General features: G+C 74.2%; 23 protein-coding genes, 3 tRNA genes and 1 pseudogene. 9 read left to right on the top strand and 18 right to left on the bottom strand.

Features of this window, described 5'->3' with window-relative positions; all coding sequences use genetic code 11:
- Positions 1–70: 70 nt before the first annotated feature.
- Positions 71–301 (bottom strand): hypothetical protein, encoded by a 231-nt coding sequence (locus tag O7619_RS10710; RefSeq protein WP_282287338.1) that lies wholly within the window; start codon positions 299–301, stop codon positions 71–73.
- A 269-nt stretch (positions 302–570) separates the two neighbouring features.
- Between O7619_RS10710 and O7619_RS10705 the strand changes: the two genes are divergently transcribed.
- Together O7619_RS10705 and O7619_RS10700 are read left to right on the top strand one after the other, a co-directional pair.
- A complete protein-coding gene (locus O7619_RS10705; RefSeq protein WP_282287337.1) occupies positions 571–1,416 on the top strand; it encodes a helix-turn-helix transcriptional regulator in 846 nt (281 codons plus the stop codon).
- A 4-nt stretch (positions 1,417–1,420) separates the two neighbouring features.
- Positions 1,421–1,621 (top strand): DUF397 domain-containing protein, encoded by a 201-nt coding sequence (locus O7619_RS10700; RefSeq protein WP_282287336.1) that lies wholly within the window; start codon positions 1,421–1,423, stop codon positions 1,619–1,621.
- A 90-nt stretch (positions 1,622–1,711) separates the two neighbouring features.
- Here the strand turns inward: O7619_RS10700 and O7619_RS10695 are convergent, their stop codons facing one another.
- The 5 genes from O7619_RS10695 to O7619_RS10675 all read right to left on the bottom strand — a co-directional run bounded on the left by O7619_RS10695 (position 1,712) and on the right by O7619_RS10675 (position 6,622).
- The gene (locus O7619_RS10695; RefSeq protein WP_282287335.1) at positions 1,712–2,746 is read right to left on the bottom strand and encodes an ROK family protein; all 1,035 of its coding nucleotides are present in this window, start codon (positions 2,744–2,746) and stop codon (positions 1,712–1,714) included.
- Positions 2,747–2,813: 67 nt separating this feature from the next.
- Positions 2,814–3,605, bottom strand: coding sequence for a putative protein N(5)-glutamine methyltransferase (locus tag O7619_RS10690; RefSeq protein ID WP_282287334.1), 792 nt, complete (start codon positions 3,603–3,605; stop codon positions 2,814–2,816).
- A 172-nt stretch (positions 3,606–3,777) separates the two neighbouring features.
- Positions 3,778–4,896 (bottom strand): cystathionine gamma-lyase, encoded by a 1,119-nt coding sequence (locus O7619_RS10685; RefSeq protein WP_282287333.1) that lies wholly within the window; start codon positions 4,894–4,896, stop codon positions 3,778–3,780.
- The gene (locus O7619_RS10680) at positions 4,893–5,900 is read right to left on the bottom strand and encodes an NAD(P)H-dependent glycerol-3-phosphate dehydrogenase (protein WP_282287332.1); all 1,008 of its coding nucleotides are present in this window, start codon (positions 5,898–5,900) and stop codon (positions 4,893–4,895) included. Before O7619_RS10680 ends, O7619_RS10685 begins: the two co-directional genes overlap by 4 nt.
- Positions 5,897–6,622: a lysophospholipid acyltransferase family protein gene (locus O7619_RS10675; RefSeq protein ID WP_282287331.1), complete on the bottom strand. Its 726-nt coding sequence runs from the start codon at positions 6,620–6,622 to the stop codon at positions 5,897–5,899. Before O7619_RS10675 ends, O7619_RS10680 begins: the two co-directional genes overlap by 4 nt.
- Before the next feature lie 96 nt (positions 6,623–6,718).
- On the opposite strand from O7619_RS10675, the pseudogene cofC reads away from it, so the two are divergent.
- The 4 genes and pseudogenes from cofC to O7619_RS10655 form a co-directional block, all read left to right on the top strand.
- Positions 6,719–7,330: pseudogene (gene cofC, locus O7619_RS10670) on the top strand (2-phospho-L-lactate guanylyltransferase); the annotation flags it as partial.
- A gap of 36 nt (positions 7,331–7,366) precedes the next feature.
- Complete coding sequence (locus O7619_RS10665) at positions 7,367–7,564, top strand: cold-shock protein (RefSeq protein WP_282288759.1); 198 nt, start codon at positions 7,367–7,369, stop codon at positions 7,562–7,564.
- 54 nt (positions 7,565–7,618) lie between these two features.
- Positions 7,619–9,901, top strand: coding sequence for an RNA degradosome polyphosphate kinase (locus tag O7619_RS10660; RefSeq protein WP_282287330.1), 2,283 nt, complete (start codon positions 7,619–7,621; stop codon positions 9,899–9,901).
- Positions 9,902–9,928: 27 nt separating this feature from the next.
- Positions 9,929–10,810 (top strand): NUDIX hydrolase, encoded by an 882-nt coding sequence (locus O7619_RS10655; protein WP_282287329.1) that lies wholly within the window; start codon positions 9,929–9,931, stop codon positions 10,808–10,810.
- 95 nt (positions 10,811–10,905) lie between these two features.
- Here the strand turns inward: O7619_RS10655 and O7619_RS10650 are convergent, their stop codons facing one another.
- The 4 genes from O7619_RS10650 to leuC all read right to left on the bottom strand — a co-directional run bounded on the left by O7619_RS10650 (position 10,906) and on the right by leuC (position 15,803).
- Positions 10,906–12,819, bottom strand: a complete 1,914-nt coding sequence (locus O7619_RS10650; RefSeq protein ID WP_282287328.1) for an endonuclease/exonuclease/phosphatase family protein — start codon at positions 12,817–12,819, stop codon at positions 10,906–10,908.
- A gap of 135 nt (positions 12,820–12,954) precedes the next feature.
- The gene (locus tag O7619_RS10645) at positions 12,955–13,599 is read right to left on the bottom strand and encodes an HU family DNA-binding protein (RefSeq protein ID WP_348774377.1); all 645 of its coding nucleotides are present in this window, start codon (positions 13,597–13,599) and stop codon (positions 12,955–12,957) included.
- A 160-nt stretch (positions 13,600–13,759) separates the two neighbouring features.
- Entirely contained in the window at positions 13,760–14,347 is a 588-nt protein-coding gene (leuD, locus tag O7619_RS10640; protein WP_282287327.1) for a 3-isopropylmalate dehydratase small subunit, read from the bottom strand.
- A 13-nt stretch (positions 14,348–14,360) separates the two neighbouring features.
- Entirely contained in the window at positions 14,361–15,803 is a 1,443-nt protein-coding gene (leuC, locus tag O7619_RS10635; protein WP_282287325.1) for a 3-isopropylmalate dehydratase large subunit, read from the bottom strand.
- 49 nt (positions 15,804–15,852) lie between these two features.
- Between leuC and O7619_RS10630 the strand changes: the two genes are divergently transcribed.
- Positions 15,853–16,539 carry an IclR family transcriptional regulator gene (locus tag O7619_RS10630; RefSeq protein ID WP_036374687.1) on the top strand — a complete coding sequence of 229 codons (687 nt, stop codon included), beginning with the start codon at positions 15,853–15,855 and terminating at the stop codon, positions 16,537–16,539.
- Between the two features lie 54 nt (positions 16,540–16,593).
- On the opposite strand, the gene O7619_RS10625 is transcribed toward O7619_RS10630, so the two are convergent.
- The 4 genes from O7619_RS10625 to O7619_RS10610 form a co-directional block, all read right to left on the bottom strand.
- Positions 16,594–16,666: transfer RNA gene (locus tag O7619_RS10625), tRNA-Glu, on the bottom strand.
- Between the two features lie 152 nt (positions 16,667–16,818).
- Positions 16,819–16,891, bottom strand: a tRNA-Glu gene (locus O7619_RS10620).
- A 74-nt stretch (positions 16,892–16,965) separates the two neighbouring features.
- Positions 16,966–17,037, bottom strand: a tRNA-Gln gene (locus O7619_RS10615).
- Positions 17,038–17,145: 108 nt separating this feature from the next.
- Positions 17,146–17,949 (bottom strand): fumarylacetoacetate hydrolase family protein, encoded by an 804-nt coding sequence (locus tag O7619_RS10610; protein ID WP_282287324.1) that lies wholly within the window; start codon positions 17,947–17,949, stop codon positions 17,146–17,148.
- A gap of 176 nt (positions 17,950–18,125) precedes the next feature.
- Here O7619_RS10610 and O7619_RS10605 point away from each other — a divergent pair, with 176 nt between their 5' ends.
- Positions 18,126–19,481 (top strand): hypothetical protein, encoded by a 1,356-nt coding sequence (locus O7619_RS10605; RefSeq protein WP_282287323.1) that lies wholly within the window; start codon positions 18,126–18,128, stop codon positions 19,479–19,481.
- 35 nt (positions 19,482–19,516) lie between these two features.
- Positions 19,517–20,395 carry a 3-methyladenine DNA glycosylase gene (locus tag O7619_RS10600; RefSeq protein ID WP_282287322.1) on the top strand — a complete coding sequence of 293 codons (879 nt, stop codon included), beginning with the start codon at positions 19,517–19,519 and terminating at the stop codon, positions 20,393–20,395.
- Positions 20,396–20,444: 49 nt separating this feature from the next.
- On the opposite strand, the gene O7619_RS10595 is transcribed toward O7619_RS10600, so the two are convergent.
- From O7619_RS10595 to O7619_RS10580, 4 genes are all read right to left on the bottom strand, one after another.
- A complete protein-coding gene (locus O7619_RS10595; RefSeq protein ID WP_282287321.1) occupies positions 20,445–21,602 on the bottom strand; it encodes a cellulose binding domain-containing protein in 1,158 nt (385 codons plus the stop codon).
- A gap of 85 nt (positions 21,603–21,687) precedes the next feature.
- Positions 21,688–22,260, bottom strand: coding sequence for a GNAT family protein (locus O7619_RS10590; RefSeq protein ID WP_282288757.1), 573 nt, complete (start codon positions 22,258–22,260; stop codon positions 21,688–21,690).
- Between the two features lie 52 nt (positions 22,261–22,312).
- Entirely contained in the window at positions 22,313–22,738 is a 426-nt protein-coding gene (arfB, locus tag O7619_RS10585; RefSeq protein WP_281584514.1) for an alternative ribosome rescue aminoacyl-tRNA hydrolase ArfB, read from the bottom strand.
- Between the two features lie 9 nt (positions 22,739–22,747).
- The gene (locus O7619_RS10580; RefSeq protein WP_282287320.1) at positions 22,748–23,038 is read right to left on the bottom strand and encodes a hypothetical protein; all 291 of its coding nucleotides are present in this window, start codon (positions 23,036–23,038) and stop codon (positions 22,748–22,750) included.
- Positions 23,039–23,070: the final 32 nt, after the last annotated feature.

The raw sequence follows: 23,070 nt of genomic DNA, 5'->3' as shown, positions 1-23,070 counted from the left end.
ACCTGCCACCGGCCGCCCGGCTCTCCCCGACCCTGGTCGCCGCGTGTTCCAGGGCCGGGCCCGGTGTGGTTCAGGTGGCCGGATGCCGGAGCCGGCGACCGACCGCGATGACCTTGACCCGCTGCCGACCGGCCCGCACCATGCCCAGCGCCATGAACGCGCCGGCGATCCGGTCGGCCGCCTCCCGGCTGCTCGCGCCCACGACCTGCCGGCGGCGTTCCGGGCTGGTGCGTTCGTCACGCGCACGACCGCTCGCCGGACGCACGTCGGTGAGGACCACGAGGAACCGGGTCGGCGTCATTCCCGGCCACCCCCGTCCCCCGGGCGGGCCGTCACCGTCATCGCGAACTCCTCCCCGTCTCGGCGGTGCGGGCACGCGACGATCGGGTCGTGGGGGAGTAAAACCCGATCGTCGCGCACCCCATCCCCTCCGATCGCTCACCACCACCGTCGCCACGACAACCGGTGGTGAGGATGCCGTCACAGATTGACAGGTGGACAGCCGTGAATGCAACTCTCATCGGCTTTCTCTCATGCCCAATTTCCCAGCAGATGTGCGACCATCGATACATGGCGCCGAAGACCGCCCGGGCCCGACGGCTCGGCATCCTCCTGCGAACCCACCGTGAGACCGCCGGCCTCACCCTGGAGACCGCAGCCAACGAGATCAACAGCACCCGGAGCACGCTGTCCCGCTACGAGAACGCCCAGACGCTGGTCAGTCCGGCCACCGTCCGCGCGTTACTCACCTGCTACGGCGTGGAGCCCGACGAGATCGCCGCGGCCGTGCAACTGGCCAAGGACGCCCGCCAGCCCGGCTGGTGGGTCTCCTACTCGTACCTGCTGGACCGGCGCACCATCGATTTCATCGCGCTGGAGGCCGAGGCCACCGGCATCGCGAACTTCGAGCCGTCGGTGGTGCCGGGCCTGTTGCAGACCGCCGACTACATCCGCGGGGTGATGCGCGGCGGCCCCCACACGCTCAGCGACGAGCAGGTGGAACAACGTGTCCAGCTCCGGCTGGACCGCCAGCAACGGATCTCCGGCGAGGACCCGCCGATCCTCGACGCCATCATCGACGAGGGCGCGTTGCTGCGCCCGGTCGGCAGCCACCCGGTGATGGCCGACCAGCTCCACCACCTGCTGAAGATGACCGAGCTGCCGAACATCACCGTCCAGGTGATCCCGCTGGCCGCCGGCTACCACCGGGGCACCCGGGGATCGCTGCACATCCTGGAGTTCGCCGACCCCGAGGACCCGATCATCGCCTCGGTGGAGACCGTCGCCGGGCAGATGATCCTGGACCGGCCGGGCGACCTGCGTACCTGCACCAAGATCATGGAGCACCTGCGGACCGTGGCGCTGAGCCCGGCGGCCAGTCGGGACCAGCTCCTCCGTCTGCTGAACGAGAGGTAACCGCATGAACGACTCGAACCGCCCCCACCCGACGGCGGCCGGCTGGCGCAAGAGCAGCCACAGCGGTGACGAGGGCGCCTGCGTCGAGATGGCGCCGCTACCCGAGTCGGTCGCGGTTCGCGACTCCAAGGACCCGGCCGGCCCGGTGCTGGAGTTCCCACCGGCCGCCTGGAGCGCCTTCACCGCCGCGCCCCCACGCGCCTGACCGCGACGCTCGGCGCGCTCGGGGCGTGTTAAGCGGGGCCCCCGCCTCTACCAAAGGCGTTAAGCGGGGGCCCCGCCTCTACCAAAGGCGTTAAGCGGGGGCCCCGCCTTTCATCCGGTCGAGGGCGGCGATGGCGACGCCACGGGCGCCAGCCATGTCCCGGTCGGGGACCAGGGCGAAGGTGGCGAGCGCACGCTGCTCGTCGCGGAGCACGGTGTGCTCCGCGACGGCGGCGAGGAACCAGTCGCGGAACTCCGACGCCGCCTCCACCACGCCCCCGCCGACGAAGTACGCGTGCGGGTCGGTGAAGTTGGCCGCGATGGTGAACAGCCGCCCCAGCGCCCGGGCCTGCTGGCCGAACACCTGGCGGGCCAGCGGGTCGCCCCGCTCGCCGTGGTCACGCAGCAGCTTCGCGGCCCGGGCGGGCTCCTCCGCCGCCAGCGGGTGATCGGGATACCGGGACAGCCAGTACGGCAACAGGTTGCGCCGGATGGCGGTGAGCGAGGCGACGCTCTCCGCGTCACCGGCGAAGCCACAGGCACAGACCGGCACCGGCTGCCCCGGTTCGAGCAGCCCGTCCAGCGGGATGTGCACGTGCCCGAACTCCCCCGCCATGCCGGCCGCGCCGCCGACCACCCGGCCGCTCTCCACCACGCCCCCGCCCAGGCCGGTGCCGACGATCGCGGACACCGACGAGCGGGTCTTCGCGGCCACGCCGAAGTGCACGTGGTGGGCGTAGAGGGCGGCGGCGTTGCCGTCGTTGGCGTACACCACCGGCAGGCCGAGCCGCCGCTCCAACGCGCCGCGCACGTCGAAGCCCCGCCAGGCCGGCTGGGCGAAGTTGGTCGACCCGCGCGAGGAGATCACCCCGGTGGCGCTCGCCGGGCCGGGCGTGTCCAGGCCGACCGCGTGCACCAGCTCCCGGGGCACCCCGGTGTGTGCCAGCACGCCGTCGAACGCCCGCGCGAGCGCCTCGATCGCCGCCTCCGGGCCGGCGCCGACCTCGCTCGGGATCTCCAGCAGCCCGTCCACCAGGAACCGGCCGTCGACGGTCAGCACGGTGGCGTTGTTGCTCGTGCCGCCGTTGTCCAGCCCCACCACCACCGGCACCCCTGCGTTGCCCACCGCCGTCACCTCCCCGCCGAGCCTGACCTGAGGTTAGTTCCCGCCGGGTCCACCCGCCACGCGGAGATCAGCCGGGACGACACGCGGTCACGGCGGTGGCCTCCCGCTCCTCGTCGCGCACCACGGTCGGATCGAGCCCCGCGGCGCGGAGCACCGCGCAGAGCGTCGGCGCCTGCTCGACGCTCACCTCGACCGCGAGGTGCCCGCCCGGGGTCAGCCACTCGGCCGCGCCGGCAGCCACCCGACGCAGCACCGCCAGCCCGTCCGCGCCGCCGTCGAGCGCCACCGGCGCCTCGTGCAGCCGCGCCTCGGCCGGCAGCATCGCCAGCGCGCCGCTCGGCACGTACGGGGCGTTCGCCACCACCAGGTCCAGCCGGCCACGCCGGTCGGCCGGCACCGCGTCGAACAGGTCGCCCTGGTAGACCGGCACGCCCAGCGGGTCGAGGTTGCGCCGGGCGCAGGCCACCGCCAGCGGGTCGATGTCGGCGGCGGCCAGCCAGCGGGGCGCCAGCCGCTCGTGCAGCACCAGCGCGGCGGCGCCGGACCCGCAGCACAGGTCGAGCACCGCCGGCGTCGGCCCGGCGACCGCCGCCGCGGCGTCGACGAGCAGCGCGGTACGCCCGCGCGGGACGAAGACACCGGGATCGACGGCGACCCGCCGTCCGCAGAACTCGGCCCAGCCGAGCAGGTGTTCCAACGGCAGGCCGGCGACGCGGCGCTCGACGAGCCGGGTCAGTGCCCGCGCCGAGTCGGCGGCGGCGATCAGCAGGTCCGCCTCGTCCTCGGCGAAGACGCAACCGGCGGCGCGCAGCCGGCGGACGAGGGTGGGACGGTCGGGGGTGAACACGGTGGATGCCATGGCAAGCCTTTCGGGGAACGCTCGTCGGCGCCCCCGGCGTCGCCTCAGCCCTGGGGCGACACGGACTCGGAGGGAGCGCCGGTCCTCTGCTTGTGGATCGGACTCACCTCCTCGCGTCGGGGCCGCACGGGCCGTGGCTGCCCGTCACGATAGCGGAGCGCGCGGGCCGCCGTCAGCCCGTGGCGGCGTCGAGCGCCGCGGCCACGTCGGCGACCAGGTCGGCGCTGTCCTCGATGCCGCAGGAGAGCCGGACGAACCCGGGCGGGGTGTCGTCGCCCCACTGGGCCCGCCGGTCGGCCGTGGTGTGCAGCCCGCCGAAGGAGGTGGCGGCGGCCACCAGGCGGGACCCGTCGAGGAAGCGGGCGACCCGGTCGGCGTCGCCCAGGTCGAAGGAGAGCACGCCGGGCATCCGCCGCATCTGCGCCGACGCCACCGGGTACGCCGGGTCCGCCGGCCGCCCCGGCCAGCGCAGGCCGGTGACGTCCGGCCGTCCGGCGAGCAACCCGGCCAGCGCCTCCGCGTTGGCGCTCTGCCGGGCCAGCCGCAGGTCGACGGTGGCCAGCGAGCGGTGGGCCAGCCAGCAGTCGAACGCGCCGGGCACCCCACCGGTGGTGGTCCGCCAGGCGGTCACCGCGTCGCGCAGCGCGACCTCGCGCGTCGCCACGTAGCCGAGCAGCAGGTCGGAGTGGCCGGTGAGCGCCTTGGTGCCGGACGCGACCACCACGTCCGCGCCGAGGTCCAGCGGACGCTGCCCGAGCGGCGTCGCGGTGGTGTTGTCGACCGCCAGCAGCGCGCCCGCGGCGTGTGCCGCCGTGGCCAGCGCCGGCACGTCGGCGACGTCGAGCCCGGGGTTCGCCGGCGTCTCCAGCAGCACCAGCCGGACCCCGTCGAACGACGGGTACGGCCCGGCGGTCGGCACGAAGCCGACGCGCACCCCGACGCGCTCGAGCGTGTCGGTGGCGAACGCCCGCACCGGGAAGTAGCCGTCGGCGGGGAGCAGCACGGTGTCACCGGGACGCAGCACGGTCAGCAGCAGCCCGGTGATGGCCGCCTGGCCGCTGGCGAAGACCCGGCAGTCACCGCCCTCCAGTTCGCCGATCGCCGCCTCCAGGAGCCGGCGGGTCGGATTGTCCGGCCGCCCGTACCCGTCGGGGGCCGCCGCCGGTCCGCGCCACGGGTCCAGGTGGTAGGGAGCGGCGAAGACCGGGCCGGGCAGGAACGGCTGACCGGGCGCGGGCGCGGGTAGCCCGGCGTGCACGCTGCGGGTGCCGTCCCCCCAGTCGGCGCTCACTCGTACGACTCCGGCTTGGCGGTGCGGCTCATCAGCGTGTCCACGGCCAGGCGCGGGTCCATCCCCTCGTGGCAGATCCGCTCGATCTGCTCGGTGATCGGCATCTCCACCCCGTGCGCCCGGGCCAGGTCCCGGATGGCCAGGCAGCTCTTCACACCCTCGGCGGTCTGCCGGGTGGCCGCCTGGGCCTGCTCCAGCGTCTCGCCCCGGCCGAGGTGCTCACCGAAGGTGCGGTTGCGGGCCAGCGGCGAGGAGCAGGAGGCGACCAGGTCGCCCATCCCGGCCAGCCCGGCGAAGGTGATCGGGTCGGCGCCGAGCGCCACCCCCAGGCGGGCGGTCTCGGCCAGGCCGCGGGTCATCAGCATGGCCCGGGTGTTGTGGCCGAAGCCCATCGCGGTGGCGATGCCGTACGACAGCGCGATCACGTTCTTCACCGCCCCACCCAGCTCGCAGCCGATCACGTCGTCGTTGGTGTACGGGCGGAAGTAGGGCGTCCGGATCGACGCCTGGACCAGCGCCGTACGCCGGCTGTCGGTGCCGGCGACCACGGTGGCGGCCGGCTGTTCGGCGGCGATCTCGGGGGCCAGGTTGGGCCCGGAGACGACGACCACCCGGTCGGCCGGCACCCCGGCCGTCTCCGTGATCACCTGGCTCATCCGCTTGGTGGTGCCCAGCTCGATGCCCTTCATCAGGGACACGAGCGTGGCGTCGGGAGCCAGGTGGGGGGTCCACTCGGCGAGGTTGCCGCGCAGCGTCTGCGAGGGCACCGAGAGCACCACCACCTCGGCCCCCTCGATCGCCTCGGCGGCGTCGCCGGTGGCGGTGACCCGCTCGGGCAGGCGCACGTCCGGCAGGTACTCCGGGTTGTGCCGCCCGGTCCGGATCGCCTCCGCGACGGCGGCGCGGCGGGCCAGCACGGTCACGTCCCGCCCGGCGTCGGCGAGGATCTTGGCGAACGCGGTCCCCCAGGACCCCGCGCCCAGCACCGCGACGTGCCCGCTCATTCGGACACCTCCGGCGTGCCGGTGCGGGCGGGCCGCTGCCAGAGCGGCGGTGGCGTGCCGCCGCGGATCTCCGCGACCAGGTCCCGGATCCGCAGCATGATGGTGTCCGTCATCTCCTCCAGGATCGCCCGGGTCGGCGTGGCGCCCGCCCACCGGCCCAGGTCGACAGGCGGCCCGGCGACCACCGTCACCGGGATACGCGGGCGCAGCCCGATCCGGGCCGTACGGGGGTCGAACATCCGCTCCGGGCCGACCATGGCCACCGGGATCACCGGGGCGCCGGTGGCCAGCGCCAGCCGGGCCGCGCCGGTCTTGCCCCGCATCGGCCACAGGTCCGGCTCCCGGGTGGTGGTCCCCTCCGGATAGATCACCACGGCGCCTCCCTCGTCCAGCGCGGCGATCAGCTTGTCGAGCGACTTGACCGCCTCGACGCTGCCCCGCTCGACCGGGATCTGCCTGCACCGGTGCAGGATCCAGCCGACCACCGGCACCCGGAACACGCTCGCCTTGCCGAGGAACTGCGGCCAGCGCCCCGCGTCGTGGATGAAGTGCGCGGAGACCAGCGGGTCGGCGTGCGAGATGTGGTTGGGCACGATGATGACGCCCCCGTCGCGCCGCAGGTGCTCCATGCCCCGCCAGGTGCGCCGGGTCCAGACGGTCAACACCGGCTTCACCAGCACCACGGCGAACCGTGGCCAGAATCCCAGCCTCCGCGGTGCCACCCTGCCTCCTCGTTCCGCCCCACGCGCCCCGGGTGAGAATCATGCCTGCTCGCCCCCGGTCCGGCCAGTGCGGGTGCCACCGCCCGCGCTGGCAGGATGGTCACCGTGCCTGAGCCGAGCTGGACCGTGGTGATGCCGGTGAAGCGCCTCGGGGCGGCGAAGAGCCGCCTGCGGGGCGCGCTGCCCGGCGTACCCCACGAGGATCTGGCGCTGGCCCTGGCGGCCGACACGGTCGGCGCGGCGCTCGCGTGTCCGGCGGTCGGTCGGGTGCTCGTGGTCACCGACGACCCGCGGGTGACCGCGGCGGTGACCGCGGCGGGCGCCCGGGTCGCGGCCGACCCGGCGGCCGGGCTCAACGCGGCCTTCCGGCACGGCGCGGAGGTGGCCGGGCCGCGCGCCGCGGTGGCCGGCGTCACCGCGGACCTGCCCGCGCTGCGCCCGGCCGAGCTGGCCGCGGCGCTGCGCGCGGCCGAGGGGGTACGCGGGTTCGTGGCCGACGCCCCGGGCGGCGGCACCGTGTTGCTGGCCGCGCCGGCCGGGGTGCCGCTGGCGCCGGAGTTCGGGCCCGGTTCGGCCGACGCGCACGCGGCGAGCGGGGCGCTGCCGCTGACCGGCGACTGGCCCGGCCTGCGCCGGGACGTGGACACCGCCGCCGACCTGGCCACCGCCGCCGGGCTCGGGGTGGGTCCGCGCACCGGCGCGCTGCTGGCCCGGCGTGGCGTCCCGGTCCGGTACGGTGCTGGCATGCAGGGCACGGTGGCCACCTTCGACGGGTCGACCCGCAGCGGGGTGCTGCTGCTCGACGACGGGACCGAGCTGGCCTTCCCGGCCCGCGCCTTCGACGCCTCCGGGCTGCGCCTGCTGCGGCTCGGGCAGCGGGTGCGGGTGGAGCGGGACGCCACCGGCGAGATCATCCGGGTGACCTTGCCGACGATGGCCTGACAAACCTGGGCGGAGTTCATTTTCTGTTCACCCTCGTCGGGGAATCATGAAGAGGTGAGCACCCCTCGCGAGCCCGCCGGTCCACCGCCGCCCCTTCTCGACCCCGACGCGCCCCGCAACGGCCGCCCCACCCGCGGCCCGGACGGGCGATTCCGCCCCACCCGCCCGCCCGAGGAACGCCTCGACACCGACCCGGAGGCCACCGGCGCCAGCGGGCTGGACGACCCCCTCGACCCGGTCGAGGGGCCCGGCCCGGACGCCGGGCCACCGCCCACGGAGCCACTGCCGGAGGACCGTTTCCTCAACCGGGAGCTGTCCTGGCTCGACTTCAACGCGCGGGTGCTGGCGCTCGCCGAGGACCCGCGGACGCCGCTGCTGGAGCGGGCCAAGTTCCTGGCCATCTTCGCCGGCAACCTGGACGAGTTCTACATGGTCCGGGTGGCCGGGCTGAAGCGACGGCTCTCCGCCGGCCTGCCGGTGCGCGGTGGCGACCGGCTGCCGCTGCGCACCCAGCTCGAACTGATCACCGAGAAGGCGGCCGACCTGGTCACCCGGCACGCCGCCTGCTTCGTCGACGACGTGCTGCCCAAGCTCGCCGAGGAAGACGTGCGCATCCTGCGCTGGAGCGACCTGGACGACGCCGAGCGGGAACGGCTGCGCACCTGGTTCCGGGAACACATCTTCCCGGTGCTCACCCCGCTCGCGGTCGACCCGGCGCACCCCTTCCCCTACATCTCCGGCCGGTCGCTGAACCTGGCCGTGTCGGTGCGCGACCCGGACGGCGGCTCGGAGCTGTTCGCCCGGGTCAAGGTGCCGAACAACGTGCCCCGGTTCGTCCGGGTCGCCCGGGACCGGCCCGGCGTCCGGTTCCTGCCCGTGGAGGACCTCATCTCGGTCCACCTCGGCCAACTCTTCTCCGGCATGCAGGTGGTCGAGTGCCACCTGTTCCGGGTCACCCGCAACGCCGAGGTGGAGGTCGACGAGGACCGTGACGAGGACCTGCTCCAGGCCCTCGAACGGGAGCTGGCCCGACGCCGGTTCGGCCCGCCGGTGCGGCTGGAGGTGGCCGCCTCCATCTCCGACCACATGCTGGAGCTGCTCGTCCGCGAGCTGGACGTGGACGACCACGACGTGCTGCGGGTCCGCGGCCTGCTCGACCTCTCCGCGCTCTGGCAGGTGTACGGCGAGGCCGACCGCCCCGACCTGAAGGACCTGCCGTTCGTGCCCGCCACCCACCCCCGCCTGGCCGAGGGGGAGGTGCCGCGCAGCGTCTTCGCCACCCTGCGCGACGGCGACGTGCTCGTGCACCACCCCTACCACTCGTTCGCGACGAGCGTGCAGCGCTTCGTCGAGCAGGCCGCGGGCGACCCGAACGTGCTCGCCATCAAGCAGACGCTCTACCGCACCAGCGGCGACTCCCCGATCGTGGACGCGCTCGTCGACGCCGCCGCCGCCGGCAAACAGGTGGTGGTGCTCGTCGAGTTGAAGGCGCGCTTCGACGAGGTCGCCAACATCGGGTGGGCGCGCACGCTGGAGCGGGCCGGCTGCCACGTGGTCTACGGCCTGGTGGGTCTGAAGACGCACTGCAAGACCGCGCTCGTGGTGCGGCAGGAGGGCAACCAGATCCGGCGCTACTGCCACATCGGCACCGGCAACTACCACCCGAAGACCGCCCGGCTCTACGAGGACTTCGGCATGCTCACCGCCGACCCGGAGATCGGGGCCGACCTCACCGACCTGTTCAACGTGCTCACCGGCTACAGCCGGCAGACCGCCTTCCGGCGGCTGCTGGTCGCGCCGCAGGGCATCCGCAGCGGCCTGATCGAACGCATCGACCGCGAGATCGAGCACGTCCGGCTGGGCATGCCGGGCCTGGTGCAGTTCAAGGTGAACGCGCTCGTCGACGAGGAGATCATCGACGCGCTCTACCGGGCGTCCCGGGCCGGCGTGCACGTGGACCTGCTGATCCGGGGCATGTGCACGCTGCGCCCGGGCGTGCCCGGGCTGTCGGAGAACATCCGGGTCCGCTCCATCCTCGGGCGGTTCCTGGAGCACTCGCGCATCTTCCGGTTCGGCAACAGCGGCGACGCGGAGTTCTGGATGGGCTCGGCCGACCTGATGCACCGCAACCTGGACCGCCGGGTGGAGGCGCTGGTGCAGGTGAGCGACCCGGTGGCCCGGGCCGAGCTGGACCACGTGCTCACCGCCGCGTTCGACCCCGACGTGGACACGTTCGAGCTGGCCGCGGACGGCACCTGGAGCCGGCGTACCGGCGCCGAGCCGCTGACCCACCTCCAGGACCTGCTGTTGCGCCGCGTCGGCGGGCGGGCGGACTGAGCGGTTCGGACGGCTTACGGTGATCCGATGAGCGATGACGAGCCGGTGCGGATCCGGGCGGCGGGCGGCGTCGTGTGGCGCCCGGGCCCCACCGGCGTCGAGATCTGCCTGGTGCACCGTCCCCGGTACGGCGACTGGTCACTGCCCAAGGGCAAGTTGGACGCCGGCGAGCACCCGCTGGTGGCCGCCGTGCGGGAGGTGGCGGAGGAGACCGACGTCCGGGCGGTGCCGCAGGTGCGGCTGCCCACCGTCCGCTACCGCAGCGAGGGCCGCGCCAAGGCGGTCGACTGGTGGTCGATGCGGGCCGTCGGCAGCGGCGGCTTCCAGCCCGGCACCGAGGTGGACGAGGTGGCCTGGTTACCGGTCGACGTGGCGGCCCGCCGGGTCAGCTACCCGCACGACGCCGAGGTGATCGGCGCGTACGCGGCGCTGCCGCCGGTCACCGCCACGGTGCTGCTGGTCCGGCACGCGCACGCCGGCAAGCGGGGCACCTGGTCCGGTCCGGACGACGGCCGGCCGCTGGACGCCGAGGGCTGGGCGCAGGCCCGGGCGCTGGTCCCGTTGGTGGCCCTGGTCCGCCCGGTGCGCCTGCTCTCCGCCTCGGCCCGCCGGTGCGTGCAGACGCTGGATCCGGCGGCGGCCCGGCTGGACCTGCCGATCGAGGTCTGCGGCGACCTGGACGAGCCGAAGCCGGGCCAGCAGGCCGCGGAGTGCGCGCTTGCCGCCGCGGCGCGGCTGGCCGCGTTGGCCGACGCCGCCGAGCCGGTGGCGGTGTGCAGCCAGGGCAAGGTGATCCCGGGCGCGCTGGAACGGCTCACCGGCCGCGCCGACGACTTCACCACCGCCAAGGGCGGCGGCTGGCTGCTCGCGTTCACCGGCGACCGCCTCCTCGCCCCCGACCGGTTGTAAGGCGGGGGCCCCGCTTAACGCTTTCGGTATAGGCGGGGCCCCCGCTTAACGCCGCCTGTTAAGCGGGGCCCCCGCCTAACCGCCCGCAGGGGCGCTCAGGGCAGCGCCACCGTGACCCGGACCGGGAGGTGGTCGCTGGCCTCGGTGCGCGGGGCGCGCGCCCCGCCGGCGCTCAGGCCGGGCGAGACGAAGACGTGGTCGATCTGGGTGCGCGGGTCGTCCGCCGGGCTGGTCCACAGCGGCCGGGCCGCGCCCAGCGCGTCCGCCAGGCCGGCGCGGGTGAACTCGGCGAACGCCGGGTCGTCCGGCTCGGTGTTCAGGTCGCCGCCGAGCACCAGTGGCCGGCCCGCCGCGTATCCGCGGGCGAACGCGGCCACCTCCCGGGCCTGCTCCACCGGATCCCGGCCGGGTGGCGGTTGCAGGTGGGTGGCGACCACGGCCAGCTCGCGACCGCCGAGGTCGAGCGTGACGCCGAGGGCCTGCGCCCCGGTCGGCGCGCCGTGCGCGGCCAGCGCGCGGCTCCGGGCGGAACGCGCCGGAAAGCGGCTGAGCACCGCGTCGCCCCAGAGCGGATCGGCGGCGGGCGCGAAGACGTACGGCATCCGCAGCCGGTCCGCCACCAGCGCCAGCGTGTCGTGGCCGCCGTTGAGCCACCAGCCCCGGTCGACCTCGCTGAGCAGCACCACGTCCGCCCCGCGCAGCACTCGGACCACCGCGTCGAGGTCCAGCCGCCCATCCAGGCCGAAGCCCATCCGGATGTTGTACGCGGCCACCCGGATCACCGTCGGTGGGCTCGCCGGTCGCGGCGCGGGTGGCGGCGGGCGATGGAACAGCGGCCCGAACGCGGTCAGCAGCACCAGCGCGAACGTGCTCCACCGCCGGGCCGGCTCGGGCAACGCCACCGGCGACCAGGACGGCCCGGCCAACGCCACCAGAACGACGAGGACCGCCGTGACGATCGGCACCCACCCGTTGGGGTACCCCAGGTCGTAGGCGGCGTAGTAGACCACCGTGGCCACCGCGAAGACCACCATCCCGACGGCCGCCGCGCGACCGCGCCGTTGCGCCGCCCGCGCTCCCGTGACCTGTCCGCCGGTCCCGGCCGTGTCGGTGAGCGCCAGGCAGCCGCCGATTCCGGCGGCGGTGAGCAGGTACGCCGGCACGAGCCGCCCGGCCGCGAACAGCACCGCCCCGGCGAACACGGCGACCGGCCAGAGCACCCGGGCCAGCCGGGCCAGCCGGGCCGGCGGCCGGTACAGGGCGGCCAGCAGGAACAGCGCGACCGCGAACGCGCCGAGCGGTGCGGCGCCGCCGGGCGCGTGGGACAGGCCGGGAAAGCCGGACGAGCCGGTGCCCGAGGCCGCGGCCCAGACCGCCGGGGCGAGCGCGATCTGGTTGGCCAGCAACAGCGCCGGGCCGCACAGCAACCACGCCCGACGCCCGCCCGTCGACGGCGGTGCCGCGTCCGGCGCGGTCGACGCCGGTGTCCCGGGCCGTGCCCGCGCCGCCAGCGCGGTGGCGGCCAGGAACGACAGCACCAGCAGGCCGCTCAGGGTCCAGCCGCTCGTCCCGCCGCGCCAGACCAGATCCTCGGTGCCGAGCAGGGCGTGCCCGGTGGCCTGTCCGGCCAGGCCGAGCGCCAGCCCGGGAACGGGCCGGTCCACAAGCGCCGCGGTGGCGGCGAGCCAGACCAGGCCGGCGAGCAGCCCGGCACACGCGAGCCAGAGTTGGGGCGCGCCGCCCGGTCCGGCGGTCAGCGCCAGCCGGGCGGCGGCGAGCACGCCGGCCGAGGCGAGGCCGACCGGGCGGGCGCCGAGCCGGCGTACCAGGGTGGGCGCGGCCAGGGCGAGCACGAACCAGCCGAGCGCGAAGGCACCCAGCAGTTCGGCGGGAGTCTCGGCGGCCCGACCGAAGAGGGTGATGACCGACGGGAGCCAGACCCGCAGCACATCCAGCAGAACCGCGACGCCCAGGGCGAGCGTGAGGGTGGGGAGGTGACGGTGCCGCACGGGCGCCTCTTCTCGTGACCGGCGGGGGTTTCGGCACGGCGATTCTGCGGGCCGGTGTGGCGGCCGGTCAACGCGCGTACCCACGCGCGAGGGCGCCCACCGCGAACGGTGGGCGCCCTCGGGTGGGCCGTCCGGTCAGCGTCGGCTGGCGGCCTTCTTGGCCGGCGCCTTCTTCGCGGGCGCCTTCTTCGCCGCCGTGGTCTTCTTGGCGGTGGCGGACTTCGCCGCGGTCGTCTTCTTCGCCGCGGTTGTCTTCTTCGCCGCGGTCGTCTTCTTGGCCGTGGCGGACTTCGCCGCGGTCGTCTTCTTCGCCGCCGCGGCCGTCTTGGTCGCGGCGGCCTTCTTGGCCGGCGCGGCCTTCTTGCTCGCGGCGGTGGTCTTGGTGGCCTTCGCCGCCGTGGTCTTCTTGGCGGCTCCGGCGGTCTTCGCCGCCGTGGTCTTCTTCGCCGCGGTGCTCTTGGCGGCTCCGGTGGTCTTCTTCGCGGCGCTGGTGTCCTTCGGAACCTTGCCGCTGGCCACCATCTCCTTGAAACCCGCACCCGCCCGGAAGGTCGGGACGGAGGTCTTCTTGACCTTCACCGCCTCGCCGGTCCGCGGGTTGCGAGCTGTTCGGGCTCCCCGAACGCGCTTCTCGAACGCTCCGAAACCGGTGATCGCCACCTTCTCGCCCTTGGTGACCGCCGCCTGGACCTCAGCGAGAACCGCGTCGAGCGCGGCCGTCGCCGTTTTCCGGTCCCCCAGGCGAACGGCGAGCGCCTCGATGAGCTCGGCCTTGTTCACGACTTCCTCCCGATTGTGCAACTGACTCGACGCGAGCCATTCTGCGCGCACCGTATGCCCTGTGCTGCCTGGACACAAACATTCGGTGGAAAAAACCCCTTGTGTCGCAACGGATTCGCCCCCACCGGCGGGGCCGGTGGGGGCGAAAAGGGGTCCGCGGTCAGGCGATCGAGGGCAGGAACGCCGGCCGGCTGGCCTCGAACGTGCCGATCTCCGCCTCGTGGCGGAGGGTGAGTCCAATGTCGTCCAAGCCCTCCATCAGGCGCCACCGGCTGTGGTCGTCGAGCGGGAAGGTCCAGGTGGCGTCACCGGCGTGGACCTCGCGGGCGGTGAGGTCGACCGTGATGGGAGTGGTCGGCTCGGACTCCACCAGATCCCACAATTCCTCGACGGCTTTCAATTCCAGCTCCACCGGAAGGAGACCTTCCTTCAGGGCGTTACCCCGGAAGATGTCACCGAACCGCGGCGAGATCACCGCCCGGAAGCCCCAGTCGCGCAGCGCCCAGACGGCGTGCTCGCGGGACGAGCCGGTGCCGAACTCGGGACCGGCGACCAGAATCGACGCTCCCGAATAGGCGGGGTTGTTGAGCACGAATGACGGGTCCTCCCGCCACGCGTTGAAGAGCCCGTCGGCGAAACCCGTCCGGGTCACCCGCTTGAGGTACACCGCGGGGATGATCTGGTCGGTGTCCACGTTGGACCGGCGCAGCGGCACGGCGGTGCCGGTGTGTGCGGTGAACTTGTCCATCTCGGCTGCCCTTCTACAGGTCGGCGGGGGCGGCCAGCCGGCCGACCACGGCGGTGGCGGCGGCGACCGGCGGGGACACCAGGTGGGTACGCCCACCCCGGCCCTGGCGTCCCTCGAAGTTGCGGTTGGAGGTCGAGGCCGAGCGCTCGCCCGGCTTCAGCGTGTCGGGATTCATGCCCAGGCACATCGAGCAGCCGGCGAACCGCCACTCGGCGCCCGCGTCGGTGAACACCTGGTCCAGCCCCTCGATCTCGGCCGCCTCCCGGACCGCGGCGGAGCCGGGGACCACGAGCATGCGTACGCCGTCGGCGACCCGGCGACCGCGCAGCACGTCGGCGGCGGCGCGCAGGTCCTCCAGTCGCCCGTTGGTGCAGGAGCCGACGAAGACCACGTCCACGGCGAGATCGCGCAGCGGCGTGCCCGGGGTGAGGTCCATGTATTCCAGCGCCCGGCGGGCGGCGACCCGCTCCGGCTCGGTGACGAACTCCTCCGGGTCCGGCACGGTCGCGCCCAACGGCGCGCCCTGGCCGGGGTTGGTGCCCCAGGTGACGAACGGGGTGATCCGGCCCGCGTCGAGCGTCACCTCGGTGTCGAACGTCGCCCCCTCGTCGGTGGGCAGCGTCCGCCAGTATTCGAGCGCCGCGTCCCAGTCGGCGCCCTGGGGCGCGTTGGGCCGCCCCTTCAGGTACGCGAACGTGGTCTCGTCCGGCGCGATCATGCCGGCCTTCGCGCCCCACTCGATGGACATGTTGGCGATCGTCATGCGCCCCTCCATGGAGAGTTCGCGGATCGCCTCGCCCCGGTACTCCACGATGTGGCCGCGCCCGCCGCCGGTGCCCACCTGCGCGATCAGCGCGAGCACCAGATCCTTGGCGGTGACGCCGGGTGCCAGCTCGCCGACGACGTTCACCGCCATGGTCTTCGGCCGGGCCTGCGGCAGCGTCTGGGTGGCGAGCACGTGCTCGACCTCGCTGGTGCCGATGCCGAACGCGAGCGCGCCGAACGCGCCGTGGGTGGCGGTGTGCGAGTCGCCGCAGACGATCGTCATGCCCGGCTGGGTGAGGCCGAGTTGCGGGCCGATGACGTGCACGATCCCCTGGTTCTCGTCACCCAGCGGGTGCAGCCGCACGCCGAACTCGGCGCAGTTTCGGCGCAGCGTCTCGATCTGGGTGCGGGAGGTGGGGTCCGCGATCGTGAGCAGGTCGCCGCGTCGCGCGCGGAACGCCGGGTCGTCGTACCCGGTCGGGGTGTTGTGGTCCTCGGTCGCGATCGTCAGGTCGGTCCGGCGGACGCCGCGGCCGGCCAACCTCAGGCCGTCGAACGCCTGCGGGCTGGTGACCTCGTGCAGCAGGTGCAGGTCGATGAAGAGCAGGTCCGGCTCGCCCTCGGCGGCGCGGACCACGTGTGCGTCCCAGACCTTCTCGGCCAGGGTCCTCGGTTGAGTGACTCCCACCATCTGGACATCCTAAATTCTGGGAGGTAAATTTCGGCTTGTGGGACACAGTATGAGCGGTGTCGGCGTTCTCGACAAGGCGGTGGTCATCCTGGCCGCCTGTGTCGACGGCGCCAGCCTTGCCGAACTCGTTGAACGCACCAAGCTGCCCCGAGCCACCGCACACCGGTTGGCGCAGGCGCTGGAGATCCACCGGATGCTGGTCCGGGACACGCAGGGCCGATGGCGCCCGGGCCCACGCCTGGGCGAGCTGGCCAACGCGGCGCCGGACGTGCTGCTCACCGCGGCCGAGCCTCTGCTCGCCGCGCTGCGCGACGCCACCGGGGAGAGCGCCCAGCTCTACCTGCGCCGCGCCGACGAGCGCATCTGCGTGGCCGCCGCCGAGCGCGCCAGCGGCCTGCGGGACACCGTCCCGGTGGGCTCGGTGCTGCCGATGACGGCGGGGTCGGCGGCGCAGATCCTGCTCGCCTGGGAGCCACCGGAGGCGGTCATGCCGCTGCTCCCCCGGTCCAAGTTCACCGGCCGCACCCTCGCCGAGGTACGCCGGCGCGGCTGGGCCCAGAGCGTGGCCGAGCGGGAGGCCGGTGTGGCGAGTGTCTCGGCCCCGATCCGGGACCGGACGGGCCGGGTGATCGCCGCGGTCAGCATCTCCGGCCCGATCGAGCGCCTGGGCCGCCGCCCCGGCGAACGCCACGCCATGGCGGTGGTCCGAGCCGGCCAACGCCTCTCCGGCCTCTGACCCGCGAAACGGCGAACGGCCCGCCTCGCGGAGAGACGGGCCGTTCGGTGAACGTAGCCCCGACCGGATTCGAACCGGCGCTACCGCCTTGAGAGGGCGGCGTCCTGGGCCACTAGACGACGGGGCCAGGCACTTTTTCCTGCTTCACCGACCCTCGCGGGCGGTGCGGCAGTAGTCTAGCGGCACCAGGTTCAGCGCCGCCGTGGGGGGGGGTCACCCCCGGCACCACGGACAAACAGAACAGCCCGCCCCGGAAAACGGGACGGGCTGACGGTGCTGTAGCCCCGACCGGATTCGAACCGGCGCTACCGCCTTGAGAGGGCGGCGTCCTGGGCCACTAGACGACGGGGCCAGAACTTTCGTGCACTCCGGCAGTGGCAACTGCCGGAATCCAGCGGCCGGGATCCTCACGAACCCGCGGCTGCGCTGGGGTACCAGGACTCGAACCTAGACTAACTGAACCAGAATCAGTCGGGCTGCCAATTACCCCATACCCCATTGGCCCCTTGCGGCGCCGGGAGTGAACTTTACCCTTCCCGTGCCGACAGGCCAAATCCAACCTCCCGAACCGCACCTGAGCTGCGGAAACGGGGCTATCGGACCGGATCAGGCGACCGGAACCACCGGGTTGCTGAGCTCCCCGATCCCCTCGATCCGCACCGTCACCGTATCCCCCTCGGTGAGCGGGCTAACCCCCGCCGGCGTGCCGGTGAGCACCACGTCGCCGGGAAGCAGCGTCATCACGTGGGAGATGTACGACACCAGGCCGGACACGTCGAACACCATGTCCTTGGTCCGGCCGAGCTGGCGCACCTCCATCTCCTCCGGGTTGCGACCCACCTCGCAGCGGATCTCCAGGTCGCTGACGTCGAGCCCGGTGGTGATCCACGGCCCGATCGGGCAGAACGAGTCGAAGCCCTTGGCCCGGGTCCACTGCCCGTCGGAGCGCTGGAGGTCCCGCGCGGTCACGTCGTTGGCGCAGGTGAAACCGAAGATGGCCCGCTCGGCGGCGGCCCGGTCGGCCCGGCGCGCGCCGGGTGCGCCGATGACGACGGCCAACTCCGCCTCGTGCTCGACCTGCTTCGAGAAGATCGGCAACCGGATCGCGTCCCGCGGACCGATCACCGAGGTGGAGGGCTTGAGGAAGAGCAGCGGCTCCTTCGGCACCTCGCTGCCGTGCTCGGCGGCGTGCTCGGCGTAGTTACGGCCGACACACACCACCTTGCTGGGCAGGATCGGCGAGAGCAGCCGCACGTCGGAGAGCGCCCAGCGGGCGCCGGAGAACTGGATCTGCCCGAACGGATGGCCCTCGATCTCGGCGATGGTCAGGCCCTGCGGCCCGGCCTCCATCTCGCCCTCGACGACCCCGAACGACATTCCCTTGGCATGAGCGAAACGAGCGATACGCACCCGGCCAATCTATCCCCGCCCGCCGGGCCGGCCGTCGGACACCGCCAGGTGACACCCGGCACGACCGGGAAAGGGCGCAAGGGTACGCCGGATCTCGCCGGTCCGGGCGGGAAAGGCGGCTTCGTACCCGCCCGGCGGGCCCCGGCCCATAGCTTCGGGACCGGAGGTTCGTTGGTATGCCTGCATCGAGACGACACCACAGGACCCTGGCCGTGCTGGTGAACTGCCTCGGCGTCATCGCCGCCGTGCCGGCGCTGACCCCGGCGGCGCTCCGGGCGACCGCCGTGCCCGTCCCGTCGGCGCCACCGCCGGCCGTGGCCGCCGCGTCCGCCCGGCCCGCCGCGGCGGCCACCCCGATCCCGACCGGCGTGCCGGCGGCGCCCCCGGCGGCGCCGACCACCGGCCCGGCGCCGGTGCGGCCGTCGAAGCCACCGGTGAGCGTGGCCGTCGGCGCGGCCGGCACCCCGGCGCCGGGGTACCGGATCGAGGTCCGCAACGCCGGCACGGGCATGGTCGAGACGATGGTCCGGCAGGAGATGCCGGGTGACGCCCGGGCGACCACGGTGACCGGCGGCGGGCACGCCACCGGCACGGGCGGGGCGGGCGGCGGCGCGATCGTCTGGCGACTGCGACTGCCGGCGCGGAGCACCACCACGCTGCACACCGCGCTGGCGGTGACCGGTCCGGGCACTGCGGTGACGGCTCCCGCCTGCGTCTACGGCACCGACGGCACCCGCCCGTACGACTGCGCCACGGCGACCTGGGTGGGCGGGGCGACGGCCCCGGCCGCGCAATCGGCGGCGGCCCCGGCCTGGCGCCGCCCGCCGGTGCTGCTGGCCGCGCTCACCGCGTTGCTGGTGCTGGCCGGCGGGGCGCTCTGGTGGGCGCTCCGGCGACGCCGGCAGCCCACCGGCCCGGTGACGGCGACCACCGCCACGACCGACCGGGGCACCGTCTACCCCCGCCCGGCGCTCCCCGCGCCCGCGTCCCGCCGTCGCCGGCCGCCGGTCTGGGTGGCGGTGGGCCTGGCGGCGGCGGTGCTGGCCGGCGTGGTGGGCGCGGCGGCGTGGAGCGCCACCCAACGGGTCTCGGCGATGGACACCACCAAACAGCCGACGAGCGGCGCGTGGGTGGGCAGGAGCGTCACCGGGACGCTCGGCGTGCCGCTGCGGGAGACCGCGTTCGAGTTCACCGTCTACCGGATGACCTGCGCCACCGGTGTCGTGCCGACCGCTCCGGGCGGCGGACGGCCCTGCCTGGCCACGGTCGGCGTGCGTAACGTCACGTCCGAGCAGCAGACGTGGCACGGGCAGTTGCAGCGTGCCTACCTGCCCAGCGGCAACTGGGTGGCCGCCGACGAGGACGCCACCAGGGTGGCGAACCTGGGCCGGGACGTGTTCGCCCAACCGGTCGCCGCCGGCCGGCGGGCGCTGCTGCCGCTGGTGTTCACCGTGCCCGGGACGCAGCCACCGAAGCAGTTGGAGCTGCGGAGCGGCGTGTTCTCCGCCGGAGTGCGGGTGGACGTGGACTGATCGGGGAGCCGGGCGGCGGTGCGTACCCTGGGTCCGTGACCGCCGCCCTCGCCCCCGCCGTGCTCGACGCGGCCGACTGGCGGGCCCGCCGGCGCGACCACGAGCAGCGGGTGGACGCCTGGCTGGCGCCGCACCTGGCCCGCCGCCGCACCGGCGGCCGGCATCCGGTGGAGGACTTCCTCTTCACCTACTACTCGCACCGCCCGGCCCAGCTTCGCCGCTGGCATCCGGGTGCGGGCGTGACGCTGCGCGACGCCGACCCGGCGGAGTTCGGCCCGGACTACACCGCCGGCGCCGCCGGTCTCACCCTCGACACCGATCGGGTACGCGCACGTCGCGCCGAGTCGATCGCCTGGATCCGTGCGCTGCTGGCCGCCACCGCCGGCCGCCCGGCGCACTTCGGCTGCTTCGGCATGCACGAGTGGGCGATGGTCTACCGGCAGAGCCAGGAGCAGGTGCGGCACAACGCCTGGCCGCTGCGGCTGGGTCCGGAGGCGACCGCCGCGGTGGTCGAGGAGCGGGGCGTCCGGTGCAGCCACTTCGACGCGTTCCGCTTCTTCACCGCGCCGGCCCGGCCGCTCAACGTGCTCCAGCCGACCCGGGAGCGCCAGCACGAGTTGGAGCAGCCGGGCTGCTTACACGCCAACATGGATCTCTACAAGTGGTCGTACAAGCTCTCCCCGCTGGTGCCGTCGGAGTTGGTGGCGGACGGGTTCGCGCTGGCCCGGGAGATCCGCACCCTGGACATGCGGGCCAGCCCGTACGATCTGGCCGACCTGGGCCACCCGCCGGTGCGGGTGGAGACGCCGGAGGGCCGGGCCGAGTACGCCACCGCCCAGCGCGGGTTCGCCGAGCGGGCCGCCGCGCTGCGGGCCCGACTGCTGGCCGCGGTGGACCGGTCCGATCAGACCTGACGCCCGTCCGGCCGGCCCCGCCGAGGCGGAGCCGGCCGGACGCGCGCGGTCAGCCGAGGGCGCAGACCGGCGTCGGCGGCGGGTTGGGGACGGCGCCGGTGGCCAGGAAGCCGAACGTCGCCTCGGCGCCCGGGGCGAGCGCGCCGTTGTAGCTCGCGCTGCGGGCGACCACCGCCGCCCCGCTCTGCGTCATCTGGGCGTTCCATGCCTGGTTGAGCTGCTGGTCGCCGGGGAACGAGAAGCGGACCACCCAGGACGGGATCGCCACCCCGCCGGTGTTGCGGACGGTCACCTCGGCCTGGAAGCCGCCCGGCCACTGCCCCACGGTGCGCCAGGTGGCCGTGCAGCCGCCCATGGTGCGGGTCGGGGACGGGTAGTCGGTCGGGTGCGGTGGGCCGGTCGGGCTCCAGGTCGGTGACGGCGTGGTCGTGGGCGACGGGCTGTCGGTCGGGTACGGCGGACCGGTGGGCGTCGGGCTCGTCCGGCGCAGGGCGGCGGTCAGCGCCGGATACCACCTGTCGGACATCTTCTGGTCACCGGCGGCGTTGGGGTGCACCCCGTCGTACGTGTCGGTGGCGGTGCTGAAGCCGGTCCACTGGTCCACCACCACGATCGGCGAGGCGGCGGTGGTCTTCCCCGCCGCCCAGCCGTCGATGGCGGCGTTGAGCGCGACGGTCCGCTGCCCGCACTCGGCGCAGCTCGCCGGGTTCATCGGGATGATCTTCGCGACCAGCACGGTGGTGGCCGGGTTGGCGGCCCGCATCTGGTCCACCAGCTTCGAGTACGCGGCCAGGATCGTGCTCGGCGCGATGTTGCTCCAGACGTCGTTGGTGCCGAGGTGCATCAGCACCACGTCCGGGTGGGTGGCGGCGAGCCAGCCGGGCAGCAGGTTCTGGTTGGCGATGTTCGTGGCCAGGTAGCCGCCGTGGCCCTCGTTGTCGCCGTCGTAGGGCGTGCCGCAGCCCTGCGGGCCGAGCGTGCCGACGAAGTCGACGTCGGTGTAGCCGGTGGACTGGAGGCGGTTCCAGAGCACGGCGCGCCAGCAGCCGGGCGATCCGGTGATGGAGTCGCCGAGCGGCATGACACGGATCGGGGCGACGGCCGCGGCGGCCGGCACGGTGGCGGAGGTGAGGGCGAGGCCGAGGCCGAGGACGGGCAGCAGCGCGACGAGTGCGGTCAGCGCGGCGCGCAGGCGGTTTCGGGACATGCGGTGGGGACTCCTGTCACGTGACGGATCAACGGTGACGGCCCTGACGCTCCCGTACGCATTGAAGCGCTTCGACGCCTGCGACTCAACCCTCCGGGTGGCCCCGATGTCGGGTCCACTCGGGCGCGAGGACCGACATGACCGTGGCGTCCACCCAGTCGTCGCCGTCGCGCAGCACCTGCCGCAGCGTGCCCTCGGCCACGAAGCCGACCTTCTCGTAGACCCGGCGGGCACGTGGGTTGAACGCGAACACCTCCAGCCCGACCCGGTGCAGGCCGAGCCGCTCGAAGCCGTATCCGACGGTCAGCCGGACCGCCTCGGTGCCGAGGCCGCGGTCGCGCCCGTCCGGGCCGAGCAGGGTGCGGAAGTTGCAGCTCGCGTTGACCCGGTCCCACTCGTTGAGGACCACCTCGCCGACGCACACACCGGTGGCCCGGTCCACCACGGCCAGGTCGAGCCGGTCGGTCTGCCGGTTGCGGGTGCCGTACCAGGCGCGCAGGCGGGCCGGCGCGAACCCCTCGCCGGGTGGGCTGCCGGTGAGCCGGGCGACCTCCGGGTCGGCCAGGACCGCCGCGAGCGCCGGCAGATCGTCGTCGGTGAACGGACGCAGCACCACCCGCTCGCCGGTGAGCGTGGGCTTGACGGAGAAGTCGATCAACACGGAACAGATTCTCCGATCCGGGCGATCGGCGGCTCAACCGGGTTAACGGTCAGTCGCCGTCCACCCGGCGGTCACGTTTGCGCTGGGACTGGCGCTTCTTCTCGGCCAGCCGGCGCTCCTTGGCGCCCCGGGACGGGCGGGTCGGCCGGCGCGCCTTCGGTGGCGGGGCAACCGCCTCGCGCAGCAGCGCGGCCATCCGCTCCCGGGCCGCCTCCCGGTTGGCCAGTTGCGCGCGGTGCTCGCTCGCGGCCACCGTCAGCACGCCGTCGACGAGCCGGCCGGCGAGCCGGCCCAGGGCCCGTTCCCGCAGCGCCTCCGGCACGCTCGGCGAGCCGGCCAGGTCGAAGCTCAGCTCCACCCGCGAGTCGGTGGTGTTGACGCCCTGCCCACCCGGCCCGGAGGACCGGGAGAACCGCTCCCGCAGCTCGGCGGCCGGCACCACGAGCCGGTCGGTCACCCGCAGTCCGTCGTCCACGCCCCGAGGCTAGCGTCCCGGCCGGTGACTCGTGGTGGCGGTCGGGGTGGGGCTGGCCCGTTCCTCGCCGGAGCCGGACGCCGCGTACGCGGCGGCGCCCACAAGCAGCAGGGCGATCACGGCGGCCTTGACGGCGACGCCGCGGATCGCGGTCCAGGCGTTGCGCCGGGCGCCGGGCACGCTGTTCCGGGCGGCGCGGTAGTCCTTCCAGCCGCGCTTGGCGCGGGCGTACGACGCGCCGACCCCGGCGCCGATGACCAGGCCCACCAGGAGGAGGGCCGCGATGACAGCTTGCTCCACCTCCGCCAGTATCCATACTCAGCGTGATATTT

This window comes from Micromonospora sp. WMMD998 (genome assembly GCF_029581235.1).
In the GTDB taxonomy this organism is placed as follows: Bacteria; Actinomycetota; Actinomycetes; order Mycobacteriales; family Micromonosporaceae; genus Micromonospora.
This window is presented reverse-complemented; position numbering and strand designations above follow the sequence as displayed.

Bases quoted from the DNA above. Each gene is read 5' to 3' on its own strand.
- O7619_RS10710 (WP_282287338.1), bottom strand. From the start codon at position 301: ATGACGCCGACCCGGTTCCTCGTGGTCCTCACCGACGTGCGTCCGGCG.
- O7619_RS10705 (WP_282287337.1), top strand. From the start codon at position 571: ATGGCGCCGAAGACCGCCCGGGCCCGACGGCTCGGCATCCTCCTGCGA.
- O7619_RS10700 (WP_282287336.1), top strand. From the start codon at position 1,421: ATGAACGACTCGAACCGCCCCCACCCGACGGCGGCCGGCTGGCGCAAG.
- O7619_RS10690 (WP_282287334.1), bottom strand. From the start codon at position 3,605: ATGGCATCCACCGTGTTCACCCCCGACCGTCCCACCCTCGTCCGCCGG.
- O7619_RS10680 (WP_282287332.1), bottom strand. From the start codon at position 5,900: ATGAGCGGGCACGTCGCGGTGCTGGGCGCGGGGTCCTGGGGGACCGCG.
- O7619_RS10665 (WP_282288759.1), top strand. From the start codon at position 7,367: ATGCAGGGCACGGTGGCCACCTTCGACGGGTCGACCCGCAGCGGGGTG.
- O7619_RS10655 (WP_282287329.1), top strand. From the start codon at position 9,929: ATGAGCGATGACGAGCCGGTGCGGATCCGGGCGGCGGGCGGCGTCGTG.
- leuD (WP_282287327.1), bottom strand. From the start codon at position 14,347: ATGGACAAGTTCACCGCACACACCGGCACCGCCGTGCCGCTGCGCCGG.
- leuC (WP_282287325.1), bottom strand. From the start codon at position 15,803: ATGGTGGGAGTCACTCAACCGAGGACCCTGGCCGAGAAGGTCTGGGAC.
- O7619_RS10630 (WP_036374687.1), top strand. From the start codon at position 15,853: ATGAGCGGTGTCGGCGTTCTCGACAAGGCGGTGGTCATCCTGGCCGCC.
- O7619_RS10605 (WP_282287323.1), top strand. From the start codon at position 18,126: ATGCCTGCATCGAGACGACACCACAGGACCCTGGCCGTGCTGGTGAAC.
- O7619_RS10595 (WP_282287321.1), bottom strand. From the start codon at position 21,602: ATGTCCCGAAACCGCCTGCGCGCCGCGCTGACCGCACTCGTCGCGCTG.